The organism is Salinispora goodfellowii, assembly GCF_059570675.1.
The window spans coordinates 1-10,088 of record NZ_JCANTD010000005.1; the positions used below are offsets into that span (position 1 = coordinate 1).

General features: G+C 70.4%; 3 protein-coding genes and 3 pseudogenes. All 6 read left to right on the plus strand.

The window, feature by feature from the left end; translation table 11 throughout:
• Positions 1–465, plus strand: a 465-nt coding sequence (locus T398_RS07615) for a coenzyme F420-0:L-glutamate ligase (RefSeq protein ID WP_496445658.1), incomplete at its 5' end; no start/stop codon positions are given.
• Positions 462–581: pseudogene (locus T398_RS07620) on the plus strand (NAD-dependent epimerase/dehydratase family protein); the annotation flags it as partial. The gene T398_RS07615 and the pseudogene T398_RS07620, both read left to right, overlap by 4 nt.
• Before the next feature lie 11 nt (positions 582–592).
• Positions 593–742: pseudogene (locus T398_RS07625) on the plus strand (NAD-dependent epimerase/dehydratase family protein); the annotation flags it as partial.
• A 17-nt stretch (positions 743–759) separates the two neighbouring features.
• A pseudogene (locus T398_RS07630) lies at positions 760–903 on the plus strand (cyclophane-forming radical SAM peptide maturase AmcB); the annotation flags it as partial.
• Between the two features lie 977 nt (positions 904–1,880).
• Positions 1,881–7,664, plus strand: coding sequence for a DEAD/DEAH box helicase (locus tag T398_RS07635; protein WP_496445659.1), 5,784 nt, complete (start codon positions 1,881–1,883; stop codon positions 7,662–7,664).
• Complete coding sequence (locus T398_RS07640) at positions 7,661–10,057, plus strand: hypothetical protein (protein WP_496445660.1); 2,397 nt, start codon at positions 7,661–7,663, stop codon at positions 10,055–10,057. Before T398_RS07635 ends, T398_RS07640 begins: the two co-directional genes overlap by 4 nt.
• The last annotated feature ends 31 nt before the right edge of the window (positions 10,058–10,088 follow it).

The window sequence follows — 10,088 nt, forward strand, 5'->3', positions numbered from 1 at the left end:
CTGATCCTGGATTCCAGCGACAGCTACTTCCTGGCCACCGACAAGGGCCCGATCATCGCGCGGCACCGGCTCGGCTTCCAGCTCACCTCCGCCGGGATCGACCGGGCCGGGCCGCAGGGTGCGTGGCTGCTGCCGGTGGATCCGGACGCCTCCGCCCGCGCCCTGCGCGATGCGTTGATCGCCCACACCGGCGCGGAGGTGGCGGTGGTGGTCGCGGACTCCGACGGTCGTGCCGACCGGCGTGGGGCGACCGTCATCTCGATCGGCGCGGCGGGTGTGGGGCCGCTGCGTGTCACGGAGCACGGCGGCAAGCGGCAGGAGGAGACTTTCACCGACCTGATCGCCGCGGCGGCCGGGATCATCCTCGGGCAGCGGGACCGTGGGGCCCCGGTCGCCGTCCTGCGCGGCGTCGCCTACGAGAGCAGCGACGCGGGCGTGGCGTCGATGCTGCAACACCGGCCGTGAGGCTGCTGCTCACGGGCGCCGCCGGGACAATCGGCACCCGGCTGGCGGCCGATCTGGCCGCCCAGGGGATGTTACTGCGGCTGCTTGACCGGCGGGCTTGCGTGGTCGGGCTGCCCGTGGCTGCCGACCGTTCCCGGCGATGGTGGAGCACAACGTCACCGGCACCCACCACGTCCTGGAGGCGGCGCGCCGCCAGCGGGTGCGGCGGGTGGTGCTGGCCAGCAGCCACCACGTGACCGGCCTGAACCACGTCGGCGCCCCGACTGCGCCGCGGGCCGCCCTCACCGAGGGGCGCCGGTGTCGGAGGATGCCGCGTACCGGTTTTGGTAGCGTCTCATCGCACGTCGTGTCGGTGGTAGCCCGCTGCGGATCCGCGACGTGGACCGGCTGGCTGACTATGTCGCCGCCACCCGCGCCGGGCGCGTCGACCACGCGCCGTCGGTTTGCCTGTTGCGGCGGACCGGCCGCTTGTGAGGATGCCGAGCCTGCGCCGGGTGGGTGTTGGGATCGGTAGCCAACGCCACAATGAAGAGGTGGATAAGTTGCTTGCAGAGCCCGCCCCTGGCTCGCTGAATCAATTCAGTCAAAGGGTTGGTTTGATCTACGCCTTGTAGATGGCTGTAAATCAGCTCCGGTTGGCCGCTGGCCAAGAGCCGGTTTCGCGGTGTCCGGTCGGGAGTTAGGTCCACCGAGGACTGTGGGCCGGGTCGTTCACGTCGCGGATCGTCCGAAGCGCGTCTGCAGGTAGGCGGATGCCACGAGGCGATCCTTGTGGGGCGTCGACGTGTCTCGAGCCGGGCGCTTGCGGTTCATCGGCGGTGCGTACGTCCCGTTTGTCTTCTTCCCGACACAACTTCGGTCCTGCGGCCTCTCCCTGTGAGCCCTGTTGTCTCGTTACAGTACGCACTCATCGCGATTGGCAGCGCATCAGTTGCTGCGGTTTAAGGGGGTGTCGAGTCGGCTTCGTGTCACTACTGGTTTCTCGCGCCCACTCCACCTCACCAGCAACATCTCCAACGGCGGCTGCTCGTACCCAAGCACCCTGTAGGAGTTGATCGGCATCGATTGCATTCGCATGCAGGGGGTTGACTAAGGCGAATCGGACCGTGCGATAGACGAGTAGGTGTCAGCGCCGCACGTCGGGGCGGTGTGCCGAACGGGGCGGAAGGGACGGCACAACGGACGGAGCAGTTAGCCGCGAGCAGCAACTCGCGCGGCTCATCTCGGACATCGGACCCTGTAGCGGCGGCCAGGTCCTCGAGGCCGCGCGGCAGCGCTGGCCGGCGATGACGCAGGCGCGACTTCGGAGGATCACCGCTTCGGCACTCAGCGCTGGGCTCATCCACGACGACAACGGCATCCTCAGGGCAGCCGACGCTCCCGCAACGCCACACCCTTCCGGGTATCGATCGACTGTGACTGCGCAGGTTCCCCGGGCTGTCGTCATCGACGTCGAAGCTGTTGTGCGTCCCATTGCGGATCACCCCGACGGGGACCGGCGCATCTACCAGATCGGCGCGGTGCGGTTGTCGTCGGAACGGCGCTGGGTCGAGGAGGCGCCACGCTTTACCGTCTGGGTGCGGCTGCCGGACGTTGACTGGGAAGAGCAGCTGCGGTCCGCGGCCGTCCGCGACCAGTACGCCGCACACGCGATCCCTGTCGAGCAGGCGCTGCACGATCTGCGGGACTACTTGGCGGACGCGGACGTCCTCGTGGCCTACAACGGCACCGGCGCCGACTTTCCGATGCTCGACGATGCGGCCACCCGCGCCGAGCAGCCACCGTTCGGCGCGCTGCGCCGAGCCGACGCGTTGTACCTCGCCCACGCGGTCTGGCCGACCGCCAGTTCCCGCCGCCTGGCCGAGCTCGCCGACGAGGTAGGTGTCGGTCGGTCCGGGCTGAGCTGGCACGACGCCGCAGACGATGCCGACCTGACAGCCCGGCTGCTGCGGCACGCTGCGGACACCGTCTCCGGCTGGGACGGGCCGTTGCGGGATCTGCTGCTCGCTGCCGGTGCCGGGTCAGCCGCTTGGGATCTGCTCGCGTCGCTGCTATCCGCGCCATCTGGTCGGCCGGCCGCGGACGACGGGTCGGTCGCCCAAGTGCTCGTGGACGTGCTCGGCAGTGGCGAACTGCGGCAACCAACCCGACGTGGCCGAGCCGTCCCGGAGAACCTGACGGTGCCGGAGCGACTGTTCGACCGCACCGGTCACGTGGATCCGCACGCACTCGCCCTGGCGGCCGCGCACGGTTCGGTCGAACGCCGGCCGGCGCAGCAGCACATGGCCGAACTCCTGGCCCGCCAGGTCGACGCTGGCCGGGATGCGCTGTGTGAAGGACCGACGGGAACCGGTAAGAGCCTCGCGGTTCTCGCCACCGCCCTCGACTGGCTCGCCAGCGACTTCCGCCGACGGGTGGTCCTGGCGACGTTCACCAAACAGCTGCAGACCCAGCTGGCCGCCGACATCACCCGGCTCGCCATGGTCGTGCCCGGCCTCGACGACGTCGCCGACCTGGTGAAAGGTAGACGAAACCGGCTGTCACTGCGGGCACTCGTCGCCGCGCTCACCGACGCGGTCGCTGCGGCCGCCGGAGCAAGCCGCCGGGATCGCCGGAACCGGTTCGCCGCCCACCCGGGCTACCGGGAGCTGCTGGTGTACCTGGTCCAGCGGCTGGCCACCGCGACATCTCTGCAGCAGGCGTGGGTGGCACGAAGTGTCGACACCGCCGACATTCCGATCTTCCTCGCCGAGTACATCTCGACGACAGCCGGCCCGCTGCTGGGGTTGTGGCTGGGCAGCGTGAGCCAGGAGTCCGACGACTACGGACCCGGCTCCGCGTCGCCGCTTGCCCATATGACCGACACCGTCGGCGAAGCGCTGGCCAACCATCGCCTCGTCGTCGCCAACCACGCGCTACTGCTGAGCAACCCGGACGCGTTCACCGACGACACCCTGCTCGTCGTTGACGAGGCGCACTCCCTCGAACACGCCGCGACAGGAGCCGCGAGCGCCGAGGTGGACTATCGGGCGGTGGAGAACCTCATCGCCGAGCTGCGTAGCTGGTTTGCCAGCCAGCGCGGGGCGCCGGCAGCGCTGGGGGAGCAGCTCGCCGACCTGGAGGCGATGCTCGACACCGAGGTGATGCCACGGGCCGCGCAGGCGGTGTTCGACGCCGCTGGCGGAGAGCCGGGCAACCGCGCGGCGACCCTGGCGAGCCCGTTCGGTGGGCTCGGCGGCAGCGCTCCGGCGCGGCAGCTGCTCGCCCGGGTGGAACGCCTCGCCGTTGTCGCCGGGCTCGTCTACCGGCAACTGTCCGGTCACCTCGGATCGGCGCAGATGCAGGCGGCGTCGTGGTGGGAACGGGAACGGGCGACGTCACTGGCCAGCGGGGTGTGCACCCTGGCCGAGGCGGCCGACCAGATCGTCACCGATGCCCATGCCATCCTCGATCCTCCCCGCCCCGACGCAGGGAACGCTGCTGGGCAGCCGGGCACGCCAGCCGACCAACCCGCCGGTAGCGGTGGGGACGATGCTGCGGGCGTCGACGACGATGAGTCGGGGGAGACCGAAGTGCCGGTGGACCCGCTCGAGGAGCGCCTCGGCGAGGTCGGCGCTGACGACGCTGGGCCAGACCTCACGCCGGACGACTCCGGACTGGTGCCGGTGGTGGCGAACCGGGTGGTGTTCGCCACCGAACTGGAGCTCGAAGGCCTGAGTGTCTCCGCCCGCCGGTACGCGTTCACCGTTACGTCCGCGCCGATCGAACTGGCCCACGACCCGCAGTGGAGGCTCGCCCGGTCGAGGTTCGACCGGATTTTGTATGTGTCGGCGACGCTGCAGGTTTCCGGCCGCTGGGACTACATCCGCAGTCGGCTCGGACTGGGATCCGACGTCGACGCGCACTACCTGCCCGGCCCGTTCGACCTTGCCTCCCAGGCGAGACTGGTGTGTCTGACGGACTTCCCCAGCTGGGCGGAGCAGGCCGACGGTGCGGTCCGCACCGTCGCCCACCACCTCACCGGCTACGCCCGAGAGGTCATCCGCCCGGAAACCGCCGGTGATGACGGCAGCGCGGCCACCGGTGGTGCGCTGGTGCTGACCACGTCGACCCGGGCGGCGTCGGCGATCTCCGAACGGCTGCTCGCCGGACTGCCCGCGGTCGCGCCGGACGTCCCGGTCGCGGTCGCCCCGATCCTCGGCAACGCGCGGGCGGCGCGGGCGTTCACCGAAATCGGAGGGTTCTGTGTCGCGACCCGCGGGATGTGGCAGGGGGTCGACTTTCCCGCCGAGCGGCTGTCGCTGGTGTGGATCAACAAGCTGCCATTCGTGCCGTTCGCCGACCCGGTCGTCGCCGCCCGCCGCGCCGCGGTCGCCCGCCGCGCCGCCGACAGCGGCCATCCGGACCCGGACCGGGTCGCGACCGAGTCGTACTACCTGCCCTTGGCGGCCATGGATCTGCGGCAGGCAGTCGGCCGGCTGATCCGGTCAGCCCACCACCGCGGTGTCGTGATCATCAGCGACCGCAAACTGGCCGGCCAGACCGCGCTCCGGCGAAGCTATCGGAGGGTGTTCCTCGAGTCGCTCGACCCCGGGCTGCTGGTCGCCGACCCCGACACGGGGGAGGCCGCCGGTGGGAACCTGACGACGATGGCTGACGGCTGGGAGCGGATCTGGCGGTTCCTCGCCGACTGCGGAAAGATCACTGCCGCGCGGGCCGACGAGCTGTGTACCGCTGACGCGCTCGCTGAACACACCCTGCTGCCGGCCACCCGCAAGATTCTCGCCGCCCGCATCGACGACGACACCGAAACCACTGCCCGTGCCGAAGGCAAACTGGGCGACCTGCTCGTCGAACGCTGCTCCCAGATCGCCGGGTACCTGCGGTTCTCCGACGTCCCACTGCAGCTACGCGACCAGCAGGAGCAGGTGATCCGCGCGGTCGCCGACAACGCTGACGTGCTCGCGCTGCTGCCGACCGGTTTCGGCAAGTCCTACACGTTCCAGCTGCCCGCGCTCGCCTTGACCGGCGTCACCGTTGTCGTGTCACCGCTCGTGGCGTTGATGGCCGACCAGGCCCTCGAGCTCAACGCCAGCGTCGGCGGCGCCGTTCGTGCCCTCGTCGGGCCGATGGCCGAGTCCAACAGCCGCCGCGGTAAGACCGAGGTCGCTGAACAGCTCACCGGTGTCCACGACCACGGTATCAAGTTGGTCTACATCTCCCCGGAACGGCTGGGCAACCGGCGGTTCCAGCAGCTGCTGCGCACCGGGGCGGCCAACGGGCAGCTGCGGCGGGTCGCCGTCGACGAGGCTCACACGTTCGTGCAGTGGGGCGACGACTTTCGCCCTAGCTTCCGCCGCGCCGCCGGTCTGCTGACTGAGCTGCGCGACCGGCACGGCGTCCGGGTCACCGCGGTCACCGCCACCGCCAACCGGGGGGTGCGCGCCGGGCTGCGCAGCGTCCTGTTCGGTCTGCCCGAGACCCCGTCCGCCGGTGAACGTCATGTCACCGTCACCGCGGACCCGCTACGGCCGGAACTTGCGATCTACCGGCGGGCGTTCCGGGCCGCCGGTCCGAACGTCGTCGCTGGGCTCGCCGAAGCGGTCACCTCCGCCTGCGACGACCATGCGATCTTCTACTGCCTGACCGTGCGGGAGGTCGACACGCTGTACGCGCACCTGCGCGAGTTTGTGGGAGAGGGCGAAACCCGGCGGGTGCGCCGCTTCCACGGCCGGCTGTCGGAGGCGGAGAAAGCGGCGGTCCTCACCGAGTTCCGCGACGCGCCCAAGAAGGGGGAGGAGGGTTACGTTCCGCTGCTGATCGTGGCGACCAGCGCGTTCGGTCTCGGGGTCAACCGTGGCGACATCCGCTGCGTGTTCGTGGTCTCCCCACCCACCGACCTCGCCGGGCTGTACCAGCAACTCGGCCGCGCCGGCCGTGACCAGGCCGGCTGTGATCCCGCGGAGATCACCGCACCGTCGTACGGGCTGGCCCTAGGTACCGGCCGTGGTTTCCGGACCGTCGCGTGGATGATCTCGCAAGGTCTGGCGAACCCGACCTTGCAGCGCATCGGGAACGCGGTCGTGGCCGCCGCCCGGGGCAGCGGAGTGCTCAACCCCGACCACGTCGCCGACAGCGTTATCGGCGAGGAGGTCGACGCCGGGTGGATGTCGCTCGACGACGCCCGCAAACCAGCGACGATGACGATGTACCGCACCACGGTGATCCGGGCGCTCGCCGCCCTCGACGCGGCCGGAACGGTCGGCGACGGCGGCGACTTCCCGGCGACGGTCACGCTGACCCCGCTCGACGAACCGATCCGCTGCGACGACACCCTCGCCGACGCGGCGGCGGTCGTGCAGCAGCTCGCCGCGACCCGGCCGGGACGTCACCAGCTCACCGACGTCCACCAACAGCTCGCCGCAGCCGTGACCGGCTACGACGGCCTCGCCGACGACGTCGCCGGCACTTGGGCGCTGCTGGCGACCCTGCACGACCTCGGCGTCGTCGACCTCTCCCAGGCCGGCAACACCCAGACCCTGGTCTCGGTGCGGATGCTCGACCGGACCGGCCGGCTGCCCGCTGACTTCGCCACCCGGATGAACGCCCACCGGGCCCGGTTGAACACCGAACTCACCGCGCTGCGGGACTGGTACGCAGAGCACGCCCGGTGCGCCAACGTCGGCTTCGCCGAGTACTTCGGTCAGCCTGGGCGGTCGGTACCTGACGGCACCTGCAGCACCGCCGGGTGCCGCTGCTCCACCTGCTGGTCGTCGAGCGCCGACACCACACCGACACCGGCGTTGTTGAACGCGTTGAACACCCCGCGGCCGCGGCCGGCCGCCGACCGTGACGGCGCGCCGTACCAGGCGGCGGTCGACCGGTACCTGCGGGCGCTGCTGTGGGACAACTTCCACGGTCTGACCGCCGGGATGCTGCACCGGGTCCTGCGCGGCGACGAAGCTTACCGCGACAGCCGCTCCGGTCGACTGCGACCGCTGTGGCCGCAGCTGCTCTACCACCGGCTGCGCGGCGTCGACCCCGGCATGAAGCTCACCCACGTTACCGACGCGCTCGCCCAGCTCGAAGCCACCGGCGAGGCGGTCCTGACCGACGGCGGCCGGGTCTGGCGGCTTCGCCGGCACGTCGACCGTGACAACGCCCGCGCCGCGGCGCGGCAGGCAGGAGCCGCCCGATGACGATGACCGCGACACCGACGTGGCGACCGTTCCACGACGAGCCGCTGTTCACCGCCGACCTGCTACGCGAGGTCGACGACATCCCCGACGCGGTACGCGCGGCCGTCATCACCTACCTCGAGCAGGTCGCCCATGTTCGCCGGGCACCGCTGCACACCACCACCGCGTTCAACGCGCTGCACTTCGGCTTCGACCCGCAGGCCCGCGGTTACCAGGCCGCCGTCCTCGACCCCGGACTGTTCGTGCGGCTGACCACCGATGCCGGGACGCTGCCGGCGCTGCCCGTCGGCACGTTCGTGCGCATCGAACGGGGTCAGCAGTCGCTGTGGGCAGAGGTCGTCGCCCGGTTCGGCGCCGCCGACGGCGTCCACCCGGACGGGTGGGTCCCTGCACGCCTGTCCGGAGCACCGGCGGTCCTCGACGACACCGGCTGCCGGTCGGAACGGGTGATCGTGGACCCGGAAGCGTTCGGCGCACCACTCACACCCCGGGAACGCACCGAACTTCATCGGCTGCGCCAGCGTGGTGTGCTCCTTGACGAGCGCGGACACCTGACAGGACAGGTCTGTTACCCCGGTCCTCGGCTGGCCGGCCTCGACGACATCGCCCTGTATGCCCATCATCTGCTCACCGCCGGCAAGCCACTACTTGTCGGTGGCCCGCTCGGCGGTCTGCTGGTCGACCCGTACGACGACGACACCCTCGCCATAGCGTTGCAGACGGCGCTGCACACGATCGACAAACTGCTGGACGTCGCACCGCACCTGCGTCGATGGGGCGGCTACGCCACCCCGGTCGACCGGTACCACCACCGGCGGGAAGACCCTAGCCTGCTGGGCGGGGAAGACCTCGACGACCTGGTCCACACCATCGCACGGTCCGGGACCGGACCACGGTTCACCGGTGTGTGGCCGTTGCTGGCCGGCAGAGTCGACGAGGTGTTCGCCACCGACCCGGGAGATGCTGGCGTCGACCCGTTCGAGCTCACCGCAGCCGCCGAAGCGGTCGTGCACGCCAACCTCGCCGTCGCCGACCACGCCACGGCAGCCGTTGACGGGTTGCAGTCCAACGGAGTCCACCTGCGCGTCGACGACCTGTGGCAGGTGGGCGGCGTGTGGCTGGCGCAACCGTCGCCGGCCCCAGCGGACCTGCGCGACATCGACCCGCTACGCCCTCTCGGGCTCGGTTACCACCAGTCACAGCCGCAGTCCCTGAGCACCGATGACGGTACCGGCGCGCCCGGTCCGGCCGACATCCAGCAGCCGGCGGACGACACCGCAGCGATCACCGGCACCCGCACAGATCAGCGGGAACCCGGTCCGGACCCCGACACGACCCACCTGGAACCGGACGACACCGAGAGAGAGGAATCCGCCGGAGACGAGGTCGTTGTCGAACACCTCGACGACAACATCGCCGTGTACACCGTCGCGCTGCGACCAATCCATCTCGACAACGACACTCTGCCGGTATCTGACCGGATCGCCGTCATGCTCGCCGACGGTGCCCTCGTCATCGAACTGCACCACGACGGCGACGACCCCGCCGACGACGAGAGGATCCACCCGGTCGAACACGGCGACGGGGCGCTGACCGGTGTCGCCTGGCCGCTGTCGTTCTACCCGGGGATCAAGGTCGTGGTCTCGCTCGCCCGCGGTGCCCGCAGACTGGCCGCTACGACGACGTTGCTCGAACGGCCGCTGTCCTACGGTGACGAGTTCCGCTGGGCGGCCGACCATCGACTGCTTGCCACCGCCCTCGGAGTCGACCTTGACCCCGACCCGCCCGAGTTGACTGACGGCACCAAGCCGGACGCAGACGACGAACCGGCACCGCCGACGGCGCCGGCGAAATACCAGGGGGTCGACCCGCTGCGGCGGCTGATCCTCGCCGCGTTTCGCCATCACGGGATCGAGGGCACGTTCGGCTCCCGCCGGCTGACCGGCAAACAATTGCTCGGCGTCCTGTTCGGCGCAGACTTCGACAACCCGCCGCTGATGTGGCAGGTGATCTACACCTGTGAACGTCTTGTCGACGCCGGCAAGCTCACGGGTGAACCGAACCCGGGACGTCCCGACAAGCCGGGAAGCGGTGGACCGGACACGTTCGTGTGGTGGCCCAGCCAGTCGGCCCGCCAGCACGCCGACCACGCCGCGGCGCAACAGCGACACGCGGCGCTGCGGGAGCGCACCCGCCAGCATTGGGTGCCGCCCAACTGCCGGGCGCTTCCGAGCGGGTACCGCGCCAGCGGCCAAGCGAAGGAGAACTATGCCCGGCACGTCCGCAAGGTTTGGGGCCCGAACGCCAACACGAGGCTTCCCGAAGGGTTCACCTTCGTCAAAGGGCACCGCCGGGGGAGTGATCCCGGTCCATTTTGGTTACCGATGACGTGACATCGACAACGTGACCGTGTCGACGTCATCG